21 protein-coding genes are annotated in these 26,612 nt (G+C 42.2%); 13 read left to right on the top strand and 8 right to left on the bottom strand.

Going from position 1 to position 26,612, the window contains the following annotated elements; genetic code table 11:
- The first annotated feature begins 3 nt into the window (after nt 1-3).
- Nucleotides 4-1,632 carry an ABC transporter ATP-binding protein gene (locus L4C39_RS12060; protein ID WP_429746090.1) on the top strand — a complete coding sequence of 543 codons (1,629 nt, stop codon included), beginning with the start codon at nt 4-6 and terminating at the stop codon, nt 1,630-1,632.
- 119 nt (nt 1,633-1,751) lie between these two features.
- Here the strand turns inward: L4C39_RS12060 and L4C39_RS12065 are convergent, their stop codons facing one another.
- Both L4C39_RS12065 and L4C39_RS12070 read right to left on the bottom strand, forming a co-directional pair.
- Nucleotides 1,752-2,240: a hypothetical protein gene (locus tag L4C39_RS12065; RefSeq protein ID WP_429746092.1), complete on the bottom strand. Its 489-nt coding sequence runs from the start codon at nt 2,238-2,240 to the stop codon at nt 1,752-1,754.
- A 164-nt stretch (nt 2,241-2,404) separates the two neighbouring features.
- Nucleotides 2,405-3,304 (bottom strand): LysR family transcriptional regulator, encoded by a 900-nt coding sequence (locus L4C39_RS12070; RefSeq protein WP_017054361.1) that lies wholly within the window; start codon nt 3,302-3,304, stop codon nt 2,405-2,407.
- A 222-nt stretch (nt 3,305-3,526) separates the two neighbouring features.
- On the opposite strand from L4C39_RS12070, the gene L4C39_RS12075 reads away from it, so the two are divergent.
- From L4C39_RS12075 to L4C39_RS12100, 6 genes are all read left to right on the top strand, one after another.
- Nucleotides 3,527-5,218 carry an L-lactate permease gene (locus L4C39_RS12075; RefSeq protein ID WP_429746094.1) on the top strand — a complete coding sequence of 564 codons (1,692 nt, stop codon included), beginning with the start codon at nt 3,527-3,529 and terminating at the stop codon, nt 5,216-5,218.
- Between the two features lie 259 nt (nt 5,219-5,477).
- On the top strand, nt 5,478-8,333 hold the full coding sequence (locus L4C39_RS12080) for an FAD-binding and (Fe-S)-binding domain-containing protein (protein WP_429746096.1): 2,856 nt from the start codon (nt 5,478-5,480) through the stop codon (nt 8,331-8,333).
- A gap of 412 nt (nt 8,334-8,745) precedes the next feature.
- Nucleotides 8,746-10,023: an L-cysteine desulfidase family protein gene (locus L4C39_RS12085; protein ID WP_429746098.1), complete on the top strand. Its 1,278-nt coding sequence runs from the start codon at nt 8,746-8,748 to the stop codon at nt 10,021-10,023.
- 73 nt (nt 10,024-10,096) lie between these two features.
- Entirely contained in the window at nt 10,097-10,750 is a 654-nt protein-coding gene (locus L4C39_RS12090; RefSeq protein WP_489686400.1) for a helix-turn-helix transcriptional regulator, read from the top strand.
- 319 nt (nt 10,751-11,069) lie between these two features.
- A complete protein-coding gene (locus L4C39_RS12095) occupies nt 11,070-13,010 on the top strand; it encodes a hypothetical protein (protein WP_429746100.1) in 1,941 nt (646 codons plus the stop codon).
- A 320-nt stretch (nt 13,011-13,330) separates the two neighbouring features.
- Nucleotides 13,331-15,097: a sensor domain-containing diguanylate cyclase gene (locus L4C39_RS12100; protein WP_429746101.1), complete on the top strand. Its 1,767-nt coding sequence runs from the start codon at nt 13,331-13,333 to the stop codon at nt 15,095-15,097.
- On the opposite strand, the gene L4C39_RS12105 is transcribed toward L4C39_RS12100, so the two are convergent.
- Nucleotides 15,094-15,969 (bottom strand): LysR family transcriptional regulator, encoded by an 876-nt coding sequence (locus L4C39_RS12105; protein WP_429746103.1) that lies wholly within the window; start codon nt 15,967-15,969, stop codon nt 15,094-15,096. The genes L4C39_RS12100 and L4C39_RS12105 overlap by 4 nt on opposite strands.
- A gap of 168 nt (nt 15,970-16,137) precedes the next feature.
- Between L4C39_RS12105 and L4C39_RS12110 the strand changes: the two genes are divergently transcribed.
- The gene (locus L4C39_RS12110) at nt 16,138-17,118 is read left to right on the top strand and encodes an aldo/keto reductase (protein WP_429746105.1); all 981 of its coding nucleotides are present in this window, start codon (nt 16,138-16,140) and stop codon (nt 17,116-17,118) included.
- Between the two features lie 98 nt (nt 17,119-17,216).
- Here L4C39_RS12110 and L4C39_RS12115 read toward each other — a convergent pair whose 3' ends face one another.
- Nucleotides 17,217-17,459, bottom strand: a complete 243-nt coding sequence (locus tag L4C39_RS12115; protein ID WP_017053810.1) for an RNA recognition motif domain-containing protein — start codon at nt 17,457-17,459, stop codon at nt 17,217-17,219.
- A gap of 172 nt (nt 17,460-17,631) precedes the next feature.
- Here L4C39_RS12115 and L4C39_RS12120 point away from each other — a divergent pair, with 172 nt between their 5' ends.
- From L4C39_RS12120 to L4C39_RS12135, 4 genes are all read left to right on the top strand, one after another.
- Nucleotides 17,632-18,168: a P-loop NTPase family protein gene (locus tag L4C39_RS12120; RefSeq protein ID WP_113798519.1), complete on the top strand. Its 537-nt coding sequence runs from the start codon at nt 17,632-17,634 to the stop codon at nt 18,166-18,168.
- Nucleotides 18,169-18,269: 101 nt separating this feature from the next.
- Nucleotides 18,270-19,031: a ribonuclease H1 domain-containing protein gene (locus tag L4C39_RS12125; protein ID WP_429746108.1), complete on the top strand. Its 762-nt coding sequence runs from the start codon at nt 18,270-18,272 to the stop codon at nt 19,029-19,031.
- Nucleotides 19,032-19,082: 51 nt separating this feature from the next.
- Nucleotides 19,083-19,565, top strand: a complete 483-nt coding sequence (locus L4C39_RS12130; protein ID WP_429746110.1) for a GNAT family N-acetyltransferase — start codon at nt 19,083-19,085, stop codon at nt 19,563-19,565.
- Between the two features lie 146 nt (nt 19,566-19,711).
- Entirely contained in the window at nt 19,712-19,948 is a 237-nt protein-coding gene (locus tag L4C39_RS12135; RefSeq protein WP_371711658.1) for a hypothetical protein, read from the top strand.
- Nucleotides 19,949-20,061: 113 nt separating this feature from the next.
- Here L4C39_RS12135 and L4C39_RS12140 read toward each other — a convergent pair whose 3' ends face one another.
- A complete protein-coding gene (locus L4C39_RS12140; protein ID WP_029203496.1) occupies nt 20,062-21,174 on the bottom strand; it encodes an NADH:flavin oxidoreductase in 1,113 nt (370 codons plus the stop codon).
- 278 nt (nt 21,175-21,452) lie between these two features.
- Here L4C39_RS12140 and L4C39_RS12145 point away from each other — a divergent pair, with 278 nt between their 5' ends.
- Nucleotides 21,453-21,782, top strand: coding sequence for a DUF1840 domain-containing protein (locus L4C39_RS12145; RefSeq protein WP_429746113.1), 330 nt, complete (start codon nt 21,453-21,455; stop codon nt 21,780-21,782).
- 155 nt (nt 21,783-21,937) lie between these two features.
- Here L4C39_RS12145 and L4C39_RS12150 read toward each other — a convergent pair whose 3' ends face one another.
- The 3 genes from L4C39_RS12150 to L4C39_RS12160 all read right to left on the bottom strand — a co-directional run bounded on the left by L4C39_RS12150 (nt 21,938) and on the right by L4C39_RS12160 (nt 26,520).
- A complete protein-coding gene (locus L4C39_RS12150) occupies nt 21,938-22,090 on the bottom strand; it encodes a hypothetical protein (protein ID WP_017053817.1) in 153 nt (50 codons plus the stop codon).
- A gap of 127 nt (nt 22,091-22,217) precedes the next feature.
- Nucleotides 22,218-23,369, bottom strand: coding sequence for a GGDEF domain-containing protein (locus tag L4C39_RS12155; protein ID WP_017053818.1), 1,152 nt, complete (start codon nt 23,367-23,369; stop codon nt 22,218-22,220).
- Between the two features lie 217 nt (nt 23,370-23,586).
- Complete coding sequence (locus L4C39_RS12160) at nt 23,587-26,520, bottom strand: alkaline phosphatase family protein (protein ID WP_429746116.1); 2,934 nt, start codon at nt 26,518-26,520, stop codon at nt 23,587-23,589.
- Between the last annotated feature and the right edge of the window lie 92 nt (nt 26,521-26,612).

The raw sequence follows: 26,612 nt of genomic DNA on the forward strand, positions 1-26,612 counted from the left end.
TCAATGCTGTCTCATGCTCTCTTAAAAGTTCGTAATCTCTCCGTAAGTTTTACGACTAATGATGGTGTAGTTAACGCTGTAAATCAGGTCAGCTTCGACCTCAATAAGAATGAAACACTCGCGATCGTCGGGGAGTCAGGATCGGGAAAATCAGTGACCAGCAGTGCGCTTATGCGTTTGTTGCCAAGCAATGCCATTGTCGATCCTGAATCGAGCCTTACCTTTGAAGGTGAGTCATTACTTACAAAGAATGACAAACAGATGCAAAAGATACGCGGAAATCGAATTGGGATGATTTTTCAAGAACCCATGACATCACTGAATCCGTATATGCGCGTTGGTATTCAGGTTGCAGAGGCGATCATGTGTCATCGTTCAATCAATAAACGTCAAGCAAAGATCAAGGTCTTAGAACTGTTTGAACTCGTACACCTCCCTAGGCCCGAGCAGGCTTACAGTAAGTATCCACACGAATTTTCTGGCGGGCAGCTTCAACGAATCATGATTGCGATGGCCTTAATCAACGAGCCTGATTTACTCATTGCAGATGAACCGACAACGGCACTTGATGTAACGGTGCAAGCTGAGGTTCTTAATTTAATCAAAGAGATCCAGCAGAAAATGGGAATGGCGATTTTGTTCATTACCCATGACTTAGGCGTCGTTAAACACTTTGCCGATCGAGTGATCGTAATGTGTAAAGGGGATGTGGTTGAAGAAGGACACACTCAGACTCTCTTCCAAAACCCCACCCATGAATATACGGAGATGTTAATCAACTCGATCCCAAAAGGAAATAAATCCCCTGTAGAAACGGGGGCTCCAATGTTGCTTTCTGCTGAAAATATTCGAGTTAAATTTCTCATAAAACCTCATTTCATCGAAAGTAGAAATCAATATTTTGAAGCGGTTAAAGGCATCTCGTTAAATTTAAAGCAAGGCGAAACTTTAGGCATTGTTGGTGAATCGGGTTCAGGTAAATCAACACTAGGACGAGCTCTCATTGGCTTACTCCCCTCTTCAGGAAAGATTCAATTCAAGGGTCAAGATGTCAGTTTATTAACAGACAAAGAGCGTTTTTCTCTGAAAAAAGATATTCAAATGGTTTTCCAAGATCCATATGGTTCACTGTCTCCACGTATGACTGTAGGGGAAATCATCACTGAAGGTTTAATGGTTCACCAGCCACACCTGTCAAAATCGGATCGTCTATTAAGAGCATGCAAAGCCCTAGAGGAAGTTCGCCTCGAAACGAGTGCCATCAATCGTTATCCACATGAGTTTTCTGGGGGGCAGCGTCAACGAATCGCCATCGCACGCGCACTCATTCTAGAACCCTCTTTTATCTTACTTGATGAACCAACATCAGCCTTGGATCGTTCCGTTCAACTTACCGTGATCGAGCTACTTAAAGAGATTCAATTGAAACACAATATTGGCTTCTTATTCATCAGCCATGATCTTAGTGTCGTAAAAGCACTGTCCGATCGTGTATTGGTGATGCAAAAAGGAGAGGTCATGGAGCAAGGAACAGCAGAAGATATTTTCAATACACCTCAGCATGACTACACCAAACGTTTAATTGATGCGTCATTTGATCTGGATGAAAGCACGAATGAGGATGCTGCGTAATCGGCAATATTTTGAATCTCGATCTTACTGAATTCTCGCCACTATTCTGTTAACACTCGGTTTGGCCGCCGACCAAACCACCGCATGGACGCGGTGGTTTTCTTTTACAAAAACTTAACTCAAAACGCAAACACATACCCGTGAGCACCCGCTACCGCGCCAACTACCGCCACTAAACTCAACGTCAGCAGTACCTTATGCATTAAATGCAGCATGAAAAATGATTTGTCGCTGTCAGTTTCTGCTTGTTTATGAAACCACTTATGCAGCACTAAAGGCTCCAACACAAACAATACCAGAGTGAAAATAGCCCAGACAAACGTCATAAGATGCATCCACCAAAATTGAAGGTGCAAATATCGGTCCCACGCATTCATCACTTCAAGCATGTAGTAACCCGATAACCCGGTTAATAATGTGGTGATCTTAGCTTGTAAACTAAACTTGCCTTCCAACTGCTCAAACAAGGCTAGCCTGCTCTCTTTCTCTGGCATTTTTCTAAGAGCTGGGATTAAAACGGTAGTAACAAATGCTACGCCTCCAATCCAAAGCACAACCGCAAACACATGCAGCGCCCGAGCAATGACAAAGCGGTCAAATTCATTCATTTCCTGTTCCTATATTATTACGTCAGTGAGGAGCTCAGCACCTTCGGCTCTCGACAAATCCTTATACCCTCACAACACACAAGGGTAAATGAGTATGATTATCATCTAAATGCAAAATGATAACTATCAACAAGATCAATAAACAATAAGAAACCACCTAATTTCTAGAAATAGTGCGAAATGGTGAGGTATCGTGTCCGTATATGCTCAATCAGTAGCTTTACCTTATTAGGCGGTTGTCGCGTAAAAGGGTATACCGCGTAAATCCCAAGTTTTTTACCGACAAGATCAGGAAAAATATCCACCAGCTGACCGTTACGAATGTCGTGATACACCAAGCATCGAGGTACGTACGCCACGCCATGGCCACCAAGTGCCGCTTTTCTTAGCGCAGTCGCATTATCGGTCGAAAAGCTCCCTGATACATGCACAATGTAATTGCCCTTTTTCCCTTTAAACTCCCACTCTGACGCTCCCGTGGTTTGATAAGCATACTGAAGGCAATTATGTTCCACCAAATCTTCTGGCTTTAATGGTTTTCGGTTCTTCGCAATATAAGAAGGTGAAGCACACACCACCCATTGAGAATCAATGATATGCCTTGCTTTTAAACTTGAGTCTTCCAAGTAACCTGTTCGAATCACTAAATCGAAGCCACCATCAATAAGATCGACAAACTTATTATCTAACGACATGTCTACACTCAAACCTGGGTGCATATTGCAGAATTCAGCTACTGCATCCGCCAAGATCAAATCTCCCGAAATACTTGGGACAGACATTTTAATATGCCCTGTCACATTCTCCCCAAAGCCTGAAACTGCTTCCATAGCCTCACCAGCGGCGAGCTTCACAGTTTTCGCACCATGCGCCAGCGCTTTACCCGCTTCGGTAAGCGTTAATTTACGCGTTGTTCGATATAATAATTGAACCCCTAAATCTTCTTCAAGCCGCGCAATTCTTTTGCTAACTACTGAATTTGTAAGGTTATTCTGCTCTGCCACCCTACTAAAAGTGCCCATCTCTACCACTTGGGAGAAAAGGATTAAGTCATCTGCTCTCATTCTATTACATCACTTTTGGAATCAATCTTTTTCATTATTTCCCTATATCAATAAAAAATAAAGGGGTAATGTCACCTGAAATTAACAACCCAGTCACATTTGTTAAATTAAGTGTGAATAATTCAACAATAAACATTTTGCCCATAACGACAAAAATTAGATCTACCCATAACGATAAAAACAATAATAGTCCGATAGGAAATGTTGTACGAGGAAGTACCCATGAGTGAAACAATATTAGCACTACTCGCCTTTTCACCAATTGTCATTGCGGCAATTCTACTTGTTGGTCTTAATTGGCCAGCCAAAAAAGCCATGCCCGTCGCCTTTGGTTTGACGGTTATCATTGCCCTCGTCTTTTGGGACATGTCCGTTAACCGTGTGTTAGCGTCTGTCTTTCAAGGTTTAGGTATCACCGTATCAGTACTCTGGATTGTGTTTGGCGCTATCTTTTTATTAAACACTTTAAAACACACCGGAGCCATCACCACCATCCGTAACGGTTTTACTGATGTCTCAACCGACCGACGTGTTCAAGCCATCATCATTGCTTGGTGTTTTGGTTCGTTCATCGAAGGGGCTTCTGGTTTTGGAACCCCTGCGGCTATCGCAGCACCTTTACTTGTCGCGATTGGTTTTCCAGCTCTTGCAGCGGTATTGATGGGCATGATGATCCAATCCACCCCAGTTTCATTTGGGGCGGTAGGAACACCAATCATTGTTGGGGTAAACCGTGGGTTAGACACTCATGGAATTGGGGAAGTGCTGGTTGCAAATGGCTCAACTTGGGACATTTACTTGCAACAAATCACCTCTAATGTCGCGATGATTCACGCAACCGTCGGGACATTAATGCCAGTACTAATGGCAATGATGCTGACACGATTCTTTGGTAAAAACAGAAGCTGGACGGAAGGATTAGACATTCTACCGTTTGCTCTTTTCGCTGGTCTTGCCTTTACGATTCCATATGCGTTAACGGGCGTTTTTCTTGGGCCAGAGTTCCCTTCTCTAATCGGTGGATTGATCGGCCTTGCGATCGTCGTTACCGCAGCTAAAAAAGGCTTCTTAGTACCTAAATCAAAGTGGGATTTTGAAAGCGAAGATAAATGGCCAGTAGAATGGTTAGGATCACTTAAAATCGACCTTAATGATGACAAAACAAAGCCAATGAACATTGCTGTCGCATGGGCACCTTATGTTCTTCTAGCCGTCACGTTAGTCGCGAGCCGAGTCAGCCCTGAGTTCAAAGGATTACTAAAAAGTGTCAGCTTATCCTTTAGCAATATTCTTGGTGAAACAGGGATCAGTGCAGCCATTCAGCCGCTCTATCTACCCGGTGGAATCCTCGTCTTTGTCGCTCTTGTCGCGGTGATATTCCAAGCTCGTAGTGCTGCGCCCCTGGCTAAAGCATTTGGCGAGTCGAGTAAGACATTGATCGGTGCCGGCTTTGTTCTTGTGTTTACCATTCCTATGGTGCGAATCTTCATTAACTCGGGTGTCAATGCAGCAGATTTAGCCAGTATGCCTGTAACAACCGCCAACTTTGCTTCAGGGCTAGTGGGCGAAGCGTTCCCAATGCTCAGTGCCACCATTGGTGCATTAGGTGCCTTTATCGCAGGCTCGAATACCGTCTCTAACATGATGTTCAGCCAATTCCAGTTTGAGGTAGCTCAAACCCTGTCTATCTCAAGTGCGGTGGTTGTTTCATTGCAAGCCGTGGGTGCCGCAGCAGGTAACATGATTGCAATTCACAATGTGGTAGCTGCATCGGCAACCGTTGGATTGCTTGGTCGCGAAGGTGCCACTTTACGCAAAACCATCATCCCAACCTTCTACTATTTAATCGCAACAGGGTTAATTGGTTTAGTGCTTATTTATGGCTTCCACTTAACCGATGCATTAATGAACTAATCGAGTAATTGACACATAAGCTGAGAAAATGACATTAGGGCCTGTTTACCCCGACACTTGTTTTGTTTCTTGCTTTAACCAAGTGAAGAAACAAGGCAGACCTTAGGCCTTAATGTCACCCCTTTTGGACTTAACGACACGCGATTATCGGGGCGACTTGCGGGGCTCACGGATTTAACTCACAGACCGTGTTATTACTAGAATATAAATAAACAACAATCAGTCTTTAAACTGAGAAACCAATACACAGGAACTTAGCATGAACAAACCAGAGACGAATGAGCAACGAGATCGCTATTTGACTTTAGAAGCGTTGCTTGCCACGCAAATAGACTCTAAACGAATTATCACTCAAGAAGCGAAGCGACTCGCTTATGGCACTGATGCCAGTTTCTATCGTCTCATCCCAAAAATTGTTCTGCGGTTAACCCATTTAGATGAAGTTATTTTTGCTATTCAAAGCTGCCGTGAGTTAGACATCAGTTGCACATTTAGAGCCGCAGGCACTAGTCTCTCAGGCCAAGCTGTCTCCGATTCCGTTTTAATCACACTAACTGACGACTGGCGAGATCACAAGATCCTCGACAATGGGAACAAAATTATCCTCCAACCTGGCGTTATCGGTGCTGATGCAAACAAATACCTTGCGCCATACCAGAGAAAAATAGGCCCTGATCCGGCCTCAATTAATACCTGTAAAATTGGTGGTATTGCAGCAAACAACGCCAGTGGTATGTGTTGCGGTACTGCACAGAACTCTTACCGAACGGTCGATAGTATGAAAATAGTATTTAGTGATGGCTCCATCCTAGATACAGGTTGCAAAGAGAGTATTGCCGCATTTAAAGCGATTCGTCCTGAGCTTATTGAAGGACTAGAAAACTTATGTGCGGAGACAGAAAATAATCCCGCGCTAACAGAACGCATTCGTCATAAATATCGTTTAAAAAATACCACGGGTTATGCGCTTAACGCATTAGTCGACTATAGCGACCCGATTGAAGTCATCGAACATTTGATGATCGGTTCAGAGGGCACTCTCGGATTTATCGCCGAAATCACTTATAACACCGTCATCGAACACTCTCACAAAGCATCAGCTTTATTGGTATTTTCGAATATAGAAGAAGCAAGCCAAGCCGTAACCAAACTTTCTCACGCCCCTGTCGCGGCAGTTGAGATGATGGATGGTCGAGCAATGCGTTCGGTAGCAGACAAACCGGGAATGCCAGCATTTATTCAACACCTAGATATAGAAGCGGCCTCTATTCTTGTGGAGTCTCATGCCAGTGATCAAGCAGAGTTGGATTTACAATGTAAATGCATCATGGAATCCCTAACTGAATTTTGCATCATCGAATCGATTCCATTTACCTCCCAAGCTTCAACCGTTGCTACCTTGTGGGGGATCCGAAAAGGCATGTTCCCTGCGGTGGGTGCGGTTCGAGAAGTGGGCACAACCGTTATCATTGAAGATGTTGCCTTCCCAGTTGAAAACCTCGCCAATGGTGTGCGCGATCTACAGGCTCTGTTCGATAAGTACCATTACAATGAAGCGATTATTTTTGGTCATGCTTTAGAGGGAAACCTGCACTTTGTGTTCACTCAAGGCTTTGACTCACAAGAAGAGATCGACCGCTATGGTGGTTTCATGGATGATGTTGCTGAATTGGTGGCAGTAAAATATCAAGGCTCACTGAAAGCGGAACATGGCACCGGTCGTAACATGGCTCCTTATGTAGAATTGGAGTGGGGAAAAGATGGCTACGCGCTCATGCAGCAGATCAAATCATTATTTGATCCACAAGGTCTATTGAACCCAGGCGTTATCATCAATGACGACCCACATTCGCACATTCAAAACCTTAAACCCATGCCAGCAGCCGATCCACTTGTTGATCGTTGCATCGAATGTGGCTTCTGCGAACCTGTATGCCCATCAAGAACTTTAACTCTCTCTCCTCGCCAACGTATTGTTCTTTATCGGGAGCTTCAGCGCAGACGAACGGCAGGAGAGACAGTTGAAGCCAGCGAACTCGAAAAGATATTTGAGTACCAAGGTTTAGATACCTGTGCAGCGACTGGGCTTTGTGCCGAGCGATGCCCAGTAGGAATCAATACTGGTGACTTAGTCAAACAACTGCGTACCGCCAAATATCAAAAATTTACGCCTATTGCAAAATGGACAGCCGATCATTTTGAAACCACCACCACGTTAACGAAAGCGGGTCTTAAGAGTAATCAAATTGCGACTAAAATCATCGGGAAAGCTGCCGTTGGTAAGCTAACCAATGGTGTTCGCTCCCTCACCCACGGTAAAACACCGGTTTGGCTGCCGGAATATCCCCAGTCTAACCCTCACGATATTGCAAAATCTGTGCTTCATCAGAAAAACACGACGGAAGAAAACGCAGATAAGAAAGTCGTCTATATGCCCTCTTGTGCGAGCCGAACCATGGGGCAACAACAAGATGCGAGTGATCAACGCCCCTTAACAGAAGTTACATTGTCACTACTTGAAAAAGCCGGCTTCGAGGTGATTATCCCAAATAAGCTCAATGATCAATGCTGTGGTATGCCCTATGACAGCAAAGGGATGAATGATGTCGCGCAGCAGAAATCTCAACAACTAGAAGCCTCATTATGGCAAGCAAGTCAGCAAGGGAAATACCCAGTATTGATGGATACCAGCCCTTGCGCTAAACGTAGCATTGAGCAATTCACCCAGCCGATGACGATTTTAGAACCCACAGGATTTGTCACTCAATACCTACTGCCACATCTCAACCTTACTCCGACTGAAGAGACGGTGATGTTGCATGTGACTTGTAGTTCTCGCCGAATGGGACTGGAATCTGACATGTTCAAACTTGCCAGCGCATGTGCCACTGATGTGATTGTTCCTGAGCATATTCAATGCTGTGGTTGGGCTGGAGATAAAGGGTTTACTACGCCAGAGCTCAATCAAGCGGCGGTTCATCCATTAAAAGAACAAGTGCCTGCACACTGCACGCGTGGGTTTAGTAATAGTAGAACCTGTGAAATTGGCTTATCTCACCACAGCGGTATTCCTTATCAGTCTATTCTGTATTTGGTCGATGAAGTCGCACATTAAATAGAAAACCAACATATCAAAGCCAGAGGTCCTCACTTCTGGCTTTTTTATCTTTTTATCTTCTTATCTTCTTATCTTCTTATCTTCTTATCTTCTTATCTTCTTATCTTCTTATCTTCTAGAACGCTATAAACCCAAACGAAATCAGGCTCAACGCCTTTAAGTTATTTCTCATCTAATATTGAGGAAATAGCACGAATAAGCCCAAATAATGCCAACAATCAAAAAAACTCAACTATTTATGATAAAAATATCAAGTTTACTTGAGGAAAAGCACAAAACCATTCACTACAACGGGTAAGATGTCGCCCATCAAACAGCACATATTAGGGAATTAAGTGACTCATGGAATCGTGCTATAAAAATCCCTTAAGCAATTACAAATAATGCTTACTTTATGAAGGCGTAGATCATGAAACAAGAATGGCAACAGTACATTCAAATTATCAAGCAAGTCGTTAAACCCGCTCTTGGTTGTACCGAACCAATTGCTGCTGCTTATGCCTCTTCTTTAGCTGTTCAAGAATTAAATGGCGTTGTGCCAGATGCCATTGAAGTATTGGTATCGGCCAATCTCTATAAAAACTCAATGGGTGTATTTGTCCCTGGTACTGGAAAAATAGGTTTACCGATCGCGGCGGCCTCAGGTGCCATTGCTGGTAACCCAAATGCTGGTCTAGAAGTACTCGCTGGAATAACACAAGATCAAGTCGATGCTGCTCAAAAGCTAATAGATAGCGGAGCCATCAGCGTAAAAAAAATTGATACGGAAGAGTTTATTTACTGCTCAGTGACCGCACGTCACGCCCAAAATGAAGCTTGCGTAACGATCAGCGGTGGCCACACTAACATTCTTCGCAAAACAGTAAATGGCACCGTAACCTTTGAAGCACCACTGACGGATAAAATAGCCACTGCATCGATTTGTGATGGGGTTGATATTAACATCAAAGCCATTTACGAATTCGCCCTATCGGCACCGTTTGCTGATATTTCATTTATATTAGATGCGGCTGATCTCAACGAAAAACTGGCCAATGAAGGGATGACCAACCCCTACGGCTTAGAAATTGGCCGAACGTTTCAGTCAAACATATCCAATGGCATTATCGGCGAAGATCTGATGACTAAAATTCAGATGTACACCTCTGCCGCTTCTGATGCGCGTATGGGGGGAGCAACTCTACCTGCTATGAGTAATTTTGGTAGTGGCAACCAAGGGATCGCGGCAACCATTCCCGTTACGATCGCAGCCAAAGCCTTTGGTAAAACAGAAGAAGATTTAGCGCGCGCACTGATTTTAAGCCACCTTGGTGCTATTTATATCAAGTCACACTACCCGCCACTATCCGCTTTCTGTGGTAATACGGTAACCAGCGCTGCCGCTTCGATGGCGATTGTTTATCTTGCCGGTGGATCATTTGAACAGTCCTGTTTTGCGATTCAAAACGTGATCAGTGATAGCTCAGGAATGATCTGCGATGGGGCCAAATCCTCTTGCGCGATGAAAGTTTGCACATCTTCTTCAACGGCCGTTCGTTCATTTATGATGGCGATGAATAATAGTTCAGTTCAAGGGCAAGGCATTGTGGCAAAAGAGGTTGAGCAGACGATCAAAAACGTGGGTTCAATGGTAAGTTGCGGCATGACGGCAACCGATAGCACCATCATCGATATTATGTCGGCATAGCAACTCGCTCGTCACTCAGCAATGGTCAGCCAGTAAAATAGATTGGTATAACAAGCATTTAAAGGTAATAACATTGGAAATCACGGCTTTTACTCAAAATGATTACGATATTCTTAACTCGATGTCTAATGTGGTGGATGGGATCGCACGGATGTATGGGGAATACACGGAGGTGGTACTGCATAGCCTCGACAGTGAGAATCCATCTATAGTGAAAATTGCCAATGGTCATGTTACCGGAAGAGGTCACGGCGCTCCCATTACCAATCTAGCCTTACTCAAACTAAAGGAAGGGAAAGATATCTCTGACTCTTACCTTACTAAAACCTCTTGTGGGAAAACATTACACTCAATCACCACGATAGTAAGAAACCCGCAAGATGTTCCCATTGGCCTATTGTGCATAAACGTGGACATGGATGCGTCAGTACAATCTTTCCTACGCACGATGCTCCCTCCAAGCACTGCTTGCTGTGATATTTCACAATCGCCAGAAACCTTCGCGCAAAATATCGATGAGACCATCACCAGTACGATTAGCACCATAAAAGAAGAGACCTGGAAAAACGACGAAATTGCACCTTCAAAGCGTAATCGCGAGGTCGTCACTAAACTTCACGGGCTCAACATTTTCAAATATAAAGACAGTGTTCAACTCGTCGCTGAAGCATTAGGAATATCTAAAGACACGGTTTATCTGTATTTAAGAGAATTAGAAAATAGCTAGGTGAGAACCTAAAATCAGCTGAGTCAGCACTAAGGAGATAACAGTTATCAGTTCGTCTCCTTTTTTATGTCTACTCCATTCCCTGAATCGTTTACTGCATTTCCATATATCTGTACCACGTCTCTATACCACTACGGTAAAATAGAATTATCGAACGACTAAAACCTCTCCCCTCCTCCTTCATGAGAACTTCATTGCACATAAGGTTACTACAATCACATAATTTTATTAGGGTTATTGCGAATAGCTAACACCTAGAGTAATTATTCAGCTTATAAAATAAAGTCAAATTATCACTTTTTTATATAAGGATGTAAGCGTGAAACATAGCATTGTACCAATACTCATCTTAACCTCTTCAATTGCAGGATGTGGAGGCGGCGGTGGCAGTAGTAGTGGTGGTAATACTAGTGGCGGTAATAGCGATACTTTAGCGCAGCTTTCTCAGCAAAATGCCATATTTGCAGCAAATAGCCTAGAAACCCTTGAACAACCCGTTGCGTTATCAAATGTTGTTATTAGTGTACTCCATCAACTCAATCTAGAAGATGGAACAACAACAGCAGAATGCCTTTTTGATAGCAACGGTACTGGCACCTATACCGCAACACTAAACAATCAAACACTGAGCATTACATTTAATAGTTGTAACGTTGAAGGGCTTGGCGATATCACAGGTCAAACGACAGCAACATTTAGCTCTCTGCAAAAAAACAATCATTACTTAGAATTTGAAGGGGATATTAGTACCGTTGATTTAAAACATACTGCCGATGGAAATCCATATACGGCAAGTTACGGTGCGCATATTCAACAAACAATTACTTCCGAAAATAATGTTGAATATAGGATGAGTTTGACTGGGGATGAGAGTATCTCCATCAACGGAGCCCACTTATACTTCAAAGATAACGAAATTGTCAGGAGCCTAAATTATAATCAAGGTACCTACAGTATGACTGCCAAGGCCAACTTATCTCAACCAGATCAGTTCGATGGCGATATTTGGTTACGCACAACCTTACCGCTTAGTGGTTATATTCGTAGCTACCCCACAGCAGGCCACTATGAAATACAAGGGGCGAATGGAGACAAAGTAGTGGTATCTCCTAACTATTCAAATATTGCTGAGATTGACATAAACATTCAAGGGGTCCGTGACATACAAAATGTATCTTGGACAGATATGATGTTGGGATCCGCGATTAGTTTTCCTGCAAGGCAAGGCATTAAATCGGGTGATATTTTTGATAATTTCAGCAAACGTTGGTACTTCAATGAACAATCACCAAAGATTAAGCATACCAATTCAAACCCACTTCAACCAAGTCAAACCATTTTAGTCATGCCGGCTCCCTCCCCCCAAGATCTAAAGAATATTGAGTTGCGAAAATCGAGTTTAGGAGAGTTACTGCAAGATGACATGTATACCATTTCGGCAGATGGTCCTTGGGTTACGATCAACTTCACCAAAGATCTAGAAGTCGACAACAGCTATAACGTAATGCTTTTTGATGAAAGTTATAATCATTATGCATCATTTGACTTTGATACCACGCTCGCATTCAACATTGCAGTAACGCAAGATCAACTCCTTACAGAAATGTCTCCATTTACTCTTGGCATAACACAAGTTTCCTATGCCTCAGCACCAATAGCGATCGAGTGGAGCCACGTAAGCGGAGGTATGCACTTCATTCCAGTAAAAAAACTCAGTGCGACGACTGCTTCAATCGATCCACAAGACATGGAACCTGGGGAAATCTACGTATTTCTCGCAAAAATAACTGACCCATATAATCGAAAAACTGAGTCCCGAGTCAATTTAACGGTAAAAGATCCAATCAATGGTAATAGCTACTTATCTATTGAAACAGATTCAACTTATCCAAAACTGGCTAATCGAAATGTAACGATCGTCCAAGACTCGACCAGTGCCATCACAGCAACCAGCTTAAAAGTTGAAGATGCTTTTAACTCAAATGATGAAAATCATTTTCTACTGGATGTCTCTGGTTTGTATAACAATTATGTTAACACCAATATTGGAAATAAAATTGATTTAAAAATAAAGAACCTTGATTGGACTTATTACTGCAACACCAAAACAATGCAGCTAGAAGTACTAGAAAATGAGCAAGTCGAAGAACAAAAAGAGACATATGTAGATTACTATCAAAAAGTGGCTCTAGACTTTACTATCAATTGCGATAGCGGAACGCTAAAAGGCAAATACCGTCACCGTTCATCCATCGAATAGACCAGCATAAGCTTAATCAGCTGAACCATTCAGCTGATTAAGTTTTTACATGAACAACAGACACTCCTCCCAGATCCTTTTGATGTATTTAATCCCTTACCAATCACCAAATCTCATTACTATAAATCAACCTCTTAGGTGTAGATTGCCGCTCCATATGTAAGCAATTTATTGCATTAATGTGATCGCAATTGATACAAGTTGCCTTCAACACACTACACTGAAATGATATGCCGTAAATCATTCGGCAGCTCTATCATTCAATAGAGACAGGTTGTCATAGAACAATCGAGGAATATATCGCTAGGCTAGGAGAGAGTATGAACACAACGTCATTTGGTCGATTTCAGTATCTTCCAATATTCGCCTTGATTGTATCCATGGTTTTTGGTGGGTACCTATATAATCAAACCCTCAATAGTTGGCTCACAAAGATCGTCAGCGACTACATGTTCAGCTTAGTTGATGACGTCACTCATGAAATTAAAGAGAAGCAGATCGATCTTTACGACATGTCAGAGACAGAAGTCGACCAATTTCTCAATACCTTATCTCAAGCTAAAACAGGCCGCCGTTTTACAATTATTCACAGCTCAGGAAAAGTACTTGGTGACTCACAACTGACTCCACGTGAAGTATCACAACAAGATGATCACAGTAATCGCCCTGAAGTCATATCTGCATTAAGTGGAATCAATGGGTTATCACAGCACTACAGCCCAACTCTTAACCAAGAGATGTTGTACGTTGCCAAGAAAATTGAACTCCCACTGGACGATCATGACCACGACTCCAGCTATATTCTTCGACTCGCAATGCCAATGACGACGCTTTATTCAATGGCAAAAGATCTCGAATATATCGTTTTTGCTCTGATGGGAAGTTCATTTCTCACTCTGCTACTGTTCTCTTGGTACAGTAATCGAAAAATCCTCCATTTAGTCAAACAAGAACGAAGCAAACAAGAAGATAGGATCCGCCAAAGTACACAAGAGATTGAGCTATTACACCGATTAGCCAATATGCTTGCCGCTTGTAACAACATCAATGAAGCACAAGCCGTGGTTTCCGATATTATTCCTAGGATCCTTGGGGATATTAACGGCAGCGTCTCTATCATGCGAGAATCACGTAACCAACTAGAAGTTAAACTCGACTGGGGTGGCGAATGGCCAGCCAATAAAGTGTATGCGCCACACGACTGTTGGGCCTTAAGAAAAGGCAGGTATCATTTATCTCATGATGACTACCACCAACTTCCTTGTAACCATATGGATAATTGCCAACAAGAAGGACGGACACTGTGCGTACCTTTAACGGCTCATGGAAACACTATCGGCATGTTTCATCTCTATTTTGATAGCAGTGATGAGCTAATCCCTGAGGAAACCAAACAGTTAGCCTTTACTATTGCAGAGCATTTGGGCTTAGCATTAGCCAACCTAAACCTACAAGAAAAACTCAGATCTCAAGCCTTAAGCGACCCTCTTACAGGGCTATTTAATCGTCGTTACTTTGAAGAAACCATCGACCAAGAGTGGTTACGCGCAAGCCAAGACAAAACACCAATGTCTTTGCTAATGCTAGATTTGGATCACTTCAAACGCTTCAATGACAACTTCGGACATGATGCTGGAGATTATGTTTTAAAAGAGGTTGCCAGTTTATTGAAAGATGATATTGATCAAGAGCATGTAGCATATCGTCTAGGCGGAGAAGAGCTAGCGGTACTCAGCCCTAACTGTTCTGTTGAGGAATCCATTGAACTTGCCAATTCGATCGTTAAGAAAATCCACAACCTACATCTTGATATGAAAGGATTATCTTTAGGACAACTTGGAGTCTCGATTGGCGTGGTCACCTATCCAGATATGAATGCTCCCACAGAGGCACTTGTTAAAGCCGCAGACACAGCATTGTATGAAGCGAAAGCCAATGGTCGCAACCAAGCAATACATGTAAAACAGTCACAGTCACCTAAAAAGAAACAAGAGAACAATGGTTCAAGCTCATCTCCTGAAACCGGCTCTATTACTGAGATTTCACCTCAAAAAAAAGCTGACAAGGTGAAAGTGAAGAACGCTTAAATGCTTGAAAAACAATCACGAACAAACGTAATAAAGGTTTTCAATTTCAGTGATGGGTATATCACTTGAGGATAAAGTAAATAAAGATGGTTTGGCTCGGGTAGTGTCTCTAATGGCAATACCCAGCTTAACTTTTCTTGCTTTATCTCCTCCTCTACGTAGTACTTTGCAATCCGAACAATCCCCTTTCCTGCCAGCGCTTGCTTCTTCAATAGATGATTTTCGTTCGTCGAAATCCAACCATTGACCAATATTTCTTGATTTTTTAATGGCCAATATTTCTGATGTAACGTCGTCAAACACTGGTGGTCTTCAAGATCACTCACCTGTTCAGGTATGCCATAAGTACTTAAATATTCAGGGGAAGCAACCAACACATGCTGATATGGAAACAGCTTCACCGCCACCATATTATCAGGAGGCAGATTCGTCGCTCGAAATGCGAGGTCAATTTCTTGTTGGTTTAAGTTGAATGTGGTGTAGCTAGAATTTATCTCAAACTGTACATCAGGATGAAGGCTTCGAAACTGAGCACACAGCTCAAATAAATAGGTCTCTGCAAACATTTTAGGGGCGGTCAGTCGCAGTAGGCCGCTAATTTGGTTGTGGTCTTGAATGATATTCCGTTCAAGATCGATGACCTGAGAACGAATCGCCAAGCCTTGAGCATAAGCATGCTCACCTTCTTGAGTTAAACGAACACTTCGCGTTGTGCGAATCAACAGTGGGCACTGTAACTCTTTCTCAAGCAACTTTATCTGCTCAGAAAGATACCCCTTGGATATACCCAACTGTTGCGCTGCCTTAGTAAAATTGAGTTGCCTTGCTAGCTCCACAAACAACATTAACCGTTGAATCCTTTTATGTTCCATTTTTTATATATACCTAGTGATGCATCACTCCTACTTTCGTTGGTCTAATATTACCATCCGCAAAAGTTTTGTTCGATATACAAAACGATGAATTCTTTTTACACCTCTTCACTTTAAATTACCGAACAATAGAATAACCATAAACCTCCGCAAAATGGACATGCCACGATGAGCACTAAACGAAACACCCCGCTAACAAACCCCTTAATCAAAACCAGTAAAATTGCGTATGGCTGCATGGGGTTAGGGGGCGGTTGGAACAACAACCCAGTGACGAAGGAGCACGTTCAACAAGCGAATGAAGTCATTGATACTGCACTAGAGTCGGGTATTACTGTTTTTGACCATGCTGATATCTACACCTTTAATAAAGCAGAGATTGCCTTTGGTTCTGTCTTGAAACAAACCCCCTCTTTACGCGATGACATATTCATTCAATCCAAATGCGGCATTCGGTTTGAAGATGAATCTGCCCCAGGGCGTTACGATTTCTCCAGTGAATGGGTAACGCATTCCGTCAACGGCATCCTAAAACGACTGCACACTGAAAAACTCGATATGCTACTTCTTCATCGCCCTGACCCTTTGATGAATTTGCATGAACTCGCAACATCATTAGAACGTTTGAACGCTGATGGAAAGTTCGATTACCTTGGAGTATCAAATATGAACTTGCATCAAATTCGTTTCCTACAATCCGCACTAGATCTACCAATTGTCGCGAATCAAATCGAAATGAGCTTGGCTAAACTTGATTGGTTAAATGATGGTGTATTAGTCGGAAGCGAAGGCAGCCAGCATGTTAATTTCGTCAGTGGGACATTAGAACACTGCCAAATGAATAACATTCAAATACAAGCTTGGGGTTGCTTAGCTCAAGGACGATATTCTGAGATAGGGCTTCATTCGGAAGACGCCAATATTCGTAATACGGCACAACTTGTCTTAAATTTAAGCGAGAAACATCAAGTGCCAAGTGAAGCGATTGTTTTGGCTTTTTTACTTCGTCACCCTGCCAACATTCAACCGGTTATTGGCACAACAAACCTTGAGCGAATCAGAGCTTCTGCTCTCGCAACAACGGTTACCCTTTCTCGTGAAGAGTGGTACCGCTTATTTGTCACTTCTCGCGGCCATGCATTACCTTAGCCACAATATAAAAAGCACGGATCCTATTCATTCAACAATGAGTGTATCCGTGCTTTTTTATCTCTATGGCATCCAGAACTCATGCCACCGAAATGCTATTAATAAGCTTTTGCTTCTTTTACTCTAATAGTGTTTTTCGCTATTTTAGTCATATTCAGCGCTTGCATTGCTTTTGTTGCTTCTTCAAATTCCGGCATTTCTACAAAACCGAATCCTTTCGATTGACCAGTTTCTGCATCAAGAACTAGATTGCTAGAAACAACCGTGCCGTGCTCTTCAAAAAGTGCTTTCAATTCTTCAGCGGTCGTTGTGCGAGCAAGGTTGCGAACTAATAGTTTCATGGGTGCCATATCTTATTTAAGTGGTTATTTGTCCTCAAAGATTATCACAGATGCGCGAGCAGAAACCAAGTAGCGATTAACATCACAACTTAACGTTATTTTTCCACTCTTCACTGGTGCTCATAAAATAGTCATTTATAATTTCGCCCCTTTATTTCCCGTGGAGTCACAGATGCATAAAATCAACGTGATTGGCACAAGTGGTAGCGGAAAAACAACCTTCAGCCAACAACTTGCCGCTATACTCGACTACCCTTACCTAGAAATGGACTTAATTTACTGGAAGCCACAATGGCAAGAGCCCAGCGATGACGAATTCTTCGCTGCATTACGCCATAAATTAGTTCAGCCAACATGGGTTTTAGATGGTAACTACAACCGTACCGCAGCAACGAAATGGAAAGATGTGGATACGATTATTTGGATAGATTACTCTTTCTCCCGCACTCTCTACCAAGCGATTACCCGGGCAATCAAACGCACCTTAAGTGGAAAAGAGCTGTGGCCGGAAACTGGCAACAAAGAGTCGTTTCGTAAGTCATTTATGAGTTCAGATTCCATTATTTTATGGACGATTAAAACCTACTCAAAAAATAGAGATAGATACCTCTCAATAATGAATGACAAGCGCTATCAACATATCAATTTCATTCAGATCAGATCGCCAAGTGAAGCGCATCAGTTTCTTGAGCGTTATTCAAATAAGTAAACCGCGTTATAAATGAACACCTGCACGGTCGTTTCGCTCTTTTGCTTTGTCAACGTAACCTTGCACGTTATATTGAAGTCATCAACGAGACAGAGGTCAGCATGGCACAAAAATTTTATGTAGTATGGAAAGGGCGACAAACGGGTATTTTTACCGATTGGGCAACGTGTAAAAGTCACGTCGATGGTTTCAATGGTGCTCGATACAAATCGTTCAAGACTCGCTCAGAAGCAGAAAGTGCTTTTGGCGGTAAAAGCAGCGCCACCAGCTCTCGAAGTTGTACAGCGAAAAAACCGACAGTAAATAGTGTGAAAACCTATACTGCTCAAGAGATTTTGGCTTTAAACGCCGAGGTAAAAATATTCACTGATGGCGGCTGCGATCCAAACCCTGGCAAAGCGGGCTCTGGAGTGGCAGTTTATAGACAAAACCAACTTGAATCTCTTTGGCTTGGGTTATTCAATCCGAATGGCACCAATAATACCGCAGAGCTCAATGCGTTAAACCAAGCATTAATCATGGCTAAAAAAGAGACAGAAGCGAACCAAAGCACGGTGATCTTTTGCGACTCTAAGTATTCAATCCAATGCGTTACTCAATGGGCTGCGAACTGGGAAAAGAAAGGATGGAAAAAGGCAGGTGGTGAGATTAAAAATCTAGAGCTTATCCAAGAGATGTTTGCGCGTTACCAGCAACTAAAAAGCAAAATTAAGATTCTACATGTCAATGGGCACGTGGGCGTTGAAGGAAACGAGCTTGCCGATCGCATGTCGATGCTCGCGATCAAATCGAAAGAAGTTGCTTTCTCTCAATACCATGACACGCTTGATATTGAAACCATTCTCGCAATGCAAGCAGGATAAACCGCCTTTAACCATTGCGCTCTCATAGGCTCAGACAATCGAAGGGAAACAATGCTAACCATTAGACATTACCGTGACGACGATGCAAAAGCGACATGGGCGCTATTCTTCTACACAGTCCGAAATATTAACTGCCGTGACTATTCTGATGAGCAAGTGAGAGCTTGGGCCCCTGACGATTTTGACTTCAAAATTTGGCAAAAACGCATGAAAACCTTAAAGCCTTTCATTGCCGAATACGACGGAACGATAGTTGGATACTCTGATTTACAAGAAAATGGATTCATTGACCATTTCTTTTGCCATCATGAATATCAAGGGAAAGGGGTTGGGCGCGCGCTTATGCAGCACATTTTTACCCAAGGAGAAAGACGAGGAATCACTTGCTTCCATTCTGAAGTCAGTATTACTGCTCGGCCTTTTTACGAACATTTTGGTTTCATTGTCAAACACTCACAAGTCATTGAGGTTCGTGGGCAGAACTTAACCAATTATGTGATGGAAAAGGTTACCGATCTCTCATCAGTACACTGAGCAAAATGCTTTATATCAATAACAGATTACAGAAAAGATAGCCTCGTCGAATTTTATAAATAAGCTTAACTCTTTTCCGTACAAGCCCTTTTCAATCCATTAAGTTGTATTTTTCTTTGCGACTAATGGATTGGATTATGTCGTCAATGGCGATTTCAAACTATCTCGGTTTGTTCATCTTACTCATGTTCACCCACCCATTTATGCTGGTGATACTCAACATGTTGATCTGGGATAAGGCTACCCGTGCTCGGTATTCAAGTCGATTTAATATCGTCTGTGCGATTTTGGCAGCGTGCTTGATGATAATGCATATGCAAACGGAAGTTGTGTATGGAAAAGAGTTGCTTGATCGCTGGTATTCGATGAACCCGAATGGATAACATTATCTCCTGTCAGGACTCAGATCACTCTAAGCCCTGATCGTTCTTACTCTATTCGTTTCCTCTTCTACTCGCTTCCAGTCTTACGCGCATTTAACCACTCTAAATCTGATTTATAGGCGAGCGAGCTGCTGCTTTCTCTCTTTATTCACCACACAAAAATTACCACGTTTCGTTCGGCACTTTGAACATCGTTCACATTCAACGGGTGAGCGATCTCCCTCTTTCCAGCGTTTAATTAAACTCGGTTCAGAAAGTAACGGTCTCGATAGTGCGAAATACTGAATGCCTGTGTTATTGGCAATCTCTTCTATCGCATTAATATCGGTTAGACCTCCGACAGTAATAACCGGAATATCCACCTCTTCACTAATCGCATGACCATATTGGTGAAAATACCCCTCTTCTTGAATGGTATGCCCATCAAAATGTTCGCCAATCAATGTGTTGGCTTTACCGTGAATATTGCCAGAAATGATAATGGCATCCACTCCGATTGATTCTAACTTCTGACAAATAAGCCGCGTCTCATCAAAAGTAAGCCCACCGTCAAAGAACTCTGAGGCCGTTAATTTCACTAGAATAGGAAATTCATCGCCAACCAGTTTTCTTGTTTCAGCATAAATTTCAAGCAAGAATCGCATGCGATTATCTAGGTTACCACCATACTGATCCTCACGGCGATTGTAGTATGGGCTCAAAAACTGGTTGATCAAATAAGTATGAGCAGCATGTATTTCTATGCCATCAAACCCTGACTCTTTTGCTCTTCTTCCCGCCTGCGCAAATGCTTGGACGATGTAACCTATCTCCTCTTGAGTCATCGCCTTGCCAAGAGTTTGGGTTCCTATTTCGCATACATCACTCGGGGCGTAAATTAGACGCTCACCAACGTTGTATGTGGTTTTCGTTCCACCATAAGCAAGTTGCATCACTATTTTTGAATCATAGTGATGGACTAAATCCGTCAGTTTCTGGTATTCATCGATAAAGGAATCATTGTACATCCCCATCATTCCAGCGTTAGGCTTCTCTTCTTCTACAATATTGGCGTAACCCGTCACGATTAAGCCGACTTCACCTTTCGCTAACTCTTCATAGATCGCATATAACTTATCCGTCATATGCCCCTCTTCTGTCGCCATGTTTTCCCATGTCGCACTACGAATGAAACGGTTTTTTAAAGTCATGCTGCCAATTTGGCTTTCAGAAAACAAAGTGCTCAAACTCAACCCTCTCGACATTTATTGTCATAATTTCCGGATATTAAAAGGCAAAAAAGAACAGCCACGTATTCGCATAGCTGTTCTTTTTTGTTCATTTTTGCTGTGTCAATCAGCAAGCGAGGATGTTATCAATAATATTAATGATAAATGTTAATCCAGATTAAGAACATCACACATAAATGCCATGAAACGGCGGTATCCCATACGTTGCATCATGGATCAAATATCACTAGGATGAATAACCATCGTATTTTCCAACCACAAAAAGGATGATCAATATGCTCATTATTTTCAGTTGTAAAGCTCATGCAGATATCACCATGTTTGGTGACATTGGATTACAAATGTTAAAGATGATGGGGCACAGTGGAACCGTTCCAGGAGCGATTCAGGCATCGGAAGTAGCCACTGCACTCTCTCAATTAAAAGCAGCAGTCGCAAAAGAACAGAGAGCATCTGAACTCAACGATTCAGAACTCGATGACAACGGTGATGACCTTATTGAGCAGAGCGTTAGTATCAATAATCGAGCACTACCGTTAATTGCATTACTCACTGCGGCTGACAAAGAAGAGTGTCATGTCATGTGGGAATCTGTCGGAAAGTAACCATGACAGCAGTCATCATTACAGCAGTCATCATTACAGCAGTTAGCCATCACAGCAGATAGCAACAGATAGCCAAATACAAAAAAAGGTAGCCATTGATAGGGCCACCTTTTATTTATCAGCATAGTACCTTTCTGGAGAAGTAGTCCGGTAAATTATGCCGCTTTCAAGTCGCGTGTTGGGTAAGTTAATTTGTACCCATCAACTTGAACGTGCGTGTAGTTGCCACCACTGCTTTGACCCGTTACAACCATTGGACCTAATTCCACACCTTTAGTCGCGACAACTTGATCATCTATTGCAAACATTTTAATACCTTAAATCGACAGATTAAATTACAAAAAATATCTGCCAGTATTAAATCAGGATCGCCATTTATCGACTAATCAGGTTTTTAATCGTATGGATAAAAAATTTGCAGGTTCGCTTCGGACATCAAACCATAACAACGTTTCCCGAGAACGTGATACTGCCTTTTTTGATCGCCTTTGATTGATACATCGCCGCATCGGCTTTTGTCAGTATATCTTTCTCACTTTGATTACCCGGTGCAATCATGTGAACACCGATACTGCTCGACACCTTAATCGTATGCTGTTCATATTGGATAGGTATATTCACGAGCTTTTGCATCTTCAAGGCTAATTTTTCGGCCTTCTCTTTCGCTTGCTCCTCAGATTTGCCTAAATGTGTGTGTAATAAGGCAAACTCATCCCCGCCTAACCTTGCCAACACTTCATGCCTTTGGGCCGATCGCTTTAACCTTGCCCCAAGCTCCACAAGCACTTCATCACCAATATAGTGCCCAAGTTGATCGTTTATCGGTTTAAACCCATCCAAGTCAAAATAGATAAGAACACCAAAATGGCTAGTGTGTGCCATATAGTCCAAACCGTTCGTCAATTTAGTATCAAACATACGCCGATTATATAAACCAGTAAGAAGATCCGTATTGGATTCTTTTTCTAATTCAATTTGCGCTTCCTCTGTATAGCTCAATAACGTAAATACGCCAACGGTAGTACAAAAAGCAGGCCAAATGATTTGTGAATAGAGACTCGAACGCGCAAATAAATCTGGAGATACTTCAAGTAATATTGAGCGACCGATGATCACCACTGTCATGAAAAGGAAAGCGTAACCGACAATAATATCCGATGGGTGACGTTTCACTTTCAATTTTAAAAACATATAACTAATGGCACAAAATGCGATAGGAAGAAATACGCTACTGACATGCAGATAACTCTTTAAATCTGAAACCATCAACGCATATATTTGAGCGAGTACTTGAAGACAAAACATGCCCACAGGAACAACCCAAGGCAAATTGACACCACATCGCCTCGAACTAAAGACCACCATTCCCCACACAAAAATTGAAGCAGACACTGCCGCTAAGATTTCCAAAAATATATTTACTTCAAATACATAAATAAACCAACTCACAAAATACGCAAGAAAGGAGATCATAAAAAATTGAATTGAATGGGAGTGGCTTTCAAGCTCTTTAACGCGAGTTCCAGCAAGAGCAAATACCAAGTTTATCAACGCAACACTGAAGTAATAAGCTTGCTCAACACTCATTTATTTTGGAACTCCTTTCTATAAGCCTTTTAGCTTCATTGCTATAAAATTAGCGGCTGTAATGTAAGAACACCTGGTTCTCTACTAATCTGACCAGTATCGCACAAAATAACCACAATATGGCAACCTGCACTCAAACAAATTAACTATTCATACCTTTTTTTAGCAATAAAAAACCTTATTATCAATTAAAGTTCATGTTTATTGGATATCAAGCTTATTGGATATCGATTTTATTGAGTAGAGACGGAAAACCCCAGCCATCCTCACCCACCACAATCGGTTCTCCAGTTAAGTACTCATACAGAGTTGGCGCTAATGAACCATTCTCTTCTATCGACAGTGGTGTTGCTTTCTTGCCAATTGGCTTCCCCCAAAAACCAAGAAACGCATCTTTTTCGAGATAATCTTCACCCGCATGACGACCTGGCACTTTGGTATTAAATCCAATACCCGACTTGGGAAAAAGATTAATTGTGCCCGCTCGTGACTCTTCATAAATGGCGGCTAATTGATTCACAGAATCTGGCTTGATACTAAAACGGGTCAACTCACGCCATTGTTGCTGGTTACACCATGTCGTCACATCACTCTCTTTCGCACGATACAGACATTGATCCACCAATTGGGCATAGTGGTTAAATGCCTCTTTTGAAGGCGCTGGGATATATGGATTCAGCTGTTGGATGCCTAACAGACGAGGAACCTGAGTTGGCACATTTTCTTGTGCATGGTAGTAACGCTTATCGCCGATCCTAGTGATAAATTCATCCACTCTTTTTCCATTGCGTGTTGCGACCAACCTGACTTTGCATCGGTTTAAATCGCACGGTTGTTCTCGTATCACCATATAATCAAGAGTCTCACTCAAGCGCTGAGCAACCTCGTTGACGATATCGATACTTTCACCATTGGGCGTATTAGCCGCTTGCCATTGAGTCAATTCTTGGTAAGTCGGTTGTACTTTCCATCCTTCTTGGGAATTGAAGAAATCCAACATAAAATTACCACCAGCCGTTGATGCCACAATCACATCATGCTGTTTGCTGCTTGGGTAATTCAAAGCATTGGTGAATTTAGGACCTTCACCTTCATCAGAAGATATTTTCATGATATTCAAATCGTATCCAAGATCTTGAGCCAATTCATCGAACACCACTTTCTCTGGATTTAAGGCATAAAATACTGGCGTGAGGCCATGATCGCCCGCCATTCCCCATAATGTTTGGTCATAAATACCCGCCTCTTGATAGGTTTTTTCAATTTCCGACAACCAGTAATCCAGACGATTCAACTCACCTGTGGGCATAATGACTTCATCACTGAAAGGTCCGGTAAAATGAGCAAAGTGATCAGGCCACGGGTTATAAATCAGAGTAAAATCAGGCATACCTTTACCATCTTGTTGCGCCAATCGTTTAATGCTCTGCTCAACTTTCCATTTCATGGTGAGTTTTGTATAAAAATCAAACGTCGAAATGCTTTCATATGCTTGAATATCTTCCAGTAACTCAGTTCGACCTCTGCGCAATTGAATTTCAACTTTCGACCGCTCTTGCAGCTCGCGAACACACCGTTTTTCTCCATAATCTCGTTGTGATTCCCCCAGACCAAGGTTCACCAAGCCGTCATAGGTTGTATGAGCATTCCAATCATACTGAGCATTGCAATTGAGGGTTTTAAGGTAATCCAAGCGGTCAAACATAGTTTTTACCTGATTATCCGCCATTAGCCGATCAAGCTGTAAGGCATCATTACCAAAAAAGTAATAGGCTCGATCTTGTTCTCGATCGACAAAATGGAAATTTGGGATCCCTGTGCCTTTATCTCCTGAAACCTTAGCGCCTGTTTTTATAATTGGTAAATTTCGCACGCTAATTGTCGGAGTAGATGAGACCCCGACCTGCACAATGGAATCACGGTAGTCAGTATATAATCGTTTAAAAAATGGCAAATAATTCGGATCTTGATAACTCTGCTCGGCCAATCTCTGCATAAATTTAACTTGCTGTTGATGCTCAGGTTCAATTGTTGGTTCTTTCACAGGTTTCATATCAGCACGTTGTTGGTGGGCTTTGTAAGCTTCTGAGATGAACGGAGAGGAGGGATCAACTAAACCTTCGACTAAACCTTGCTGTAACCCGTCAACGGTCACCTGAACGGCAAACCGACGCTTCTGTTGAGATTCAAGAAAATCAGTTAACTGAGTAGGATCATCATCGAATGCTTGCTGCATCCAATTATTGAGAGCCTCTTCGCGCTCCTGCTGATAAATAAATTGCCGATACGCTTTCAACACATTTAATCGCACAAAATCAATCAAAGTCACGGTTAACGCCTGAGCTTTATTATTCACTTTACCCGCGTTTTCCGGCAGCGCATCCTGCAATACCGCTTTCACTGCGGCTTTCATGTCACCCTCACCCATTCCAAGTTCTGCTTGTGCTAGCAAATCGATAATAATGGGTTGGATTGTATTAATAATTTTTAAATCATTACGACTGTTCGTTAGGTAAGTATAACTATCAGGTAACGTATCCAGCTTTTGCCATTGACCAATTTGTACGAGAGCATCATAAATAACGACCATCGAGGCGATAAATTGATCATCGACTTTGAGCCCTTGGTGATGGCTCGAATCAGATTCAGCATGCAAGCTTTGATCTGTTTCAAGCTCTGAAGAATCGGATAATTGAAATAAGCTATGTTCAAAGTTGGCGAGAGTCGATTCATCGTAACGTGTTTTTAAATAGGCTTTGAAGACATCATCAGAGCTGAGCCCTGCATAGCGATCGTAATAGCTATATAAAAAATACCCAAGTGGGATTGAGTAGGTGGGATCGGATAGTTGAGCCATCACTCTGGCTTTGGTTTTTACATCTAACGGCAATGTGAGGATATAAGTATCAAGCGTCACGCCTGCGATTGTAAATAAAGCAGCATCTCGACTAAAACGAGTCGAATAAGTGATAGATGAAACCACATGATTTTTAAAAACTTGAGCTGAATTAAAGACACCCCCAACAACCGGAACCGTTTCAATATTTGCAGCGTTAGCCAGCGAGGTTGCCAATACCAAGGGAGAGAGTGCAAAGGTAGAGAGTGCCAATATTGACCTTCCCCGTTGCCAAAACTTAGATTTATTTTCCATATCAGACTCAAATTATATAAAACCCATTTATTGTTCCACTTACAACCTATAAGTCAAATTTTCATCTTACACCTTAAAAAATAAGTTAATTT

Origin of the sequence: Vibrio clamense (assembly GCF_050337905.1) — a bacterium.
GTDB lineage: Bacteria > Pseudomonadota > Gammaproteobacteria > Enterobacterales > Vibrionaceae > Vibrio > Vibrio cortegadensis.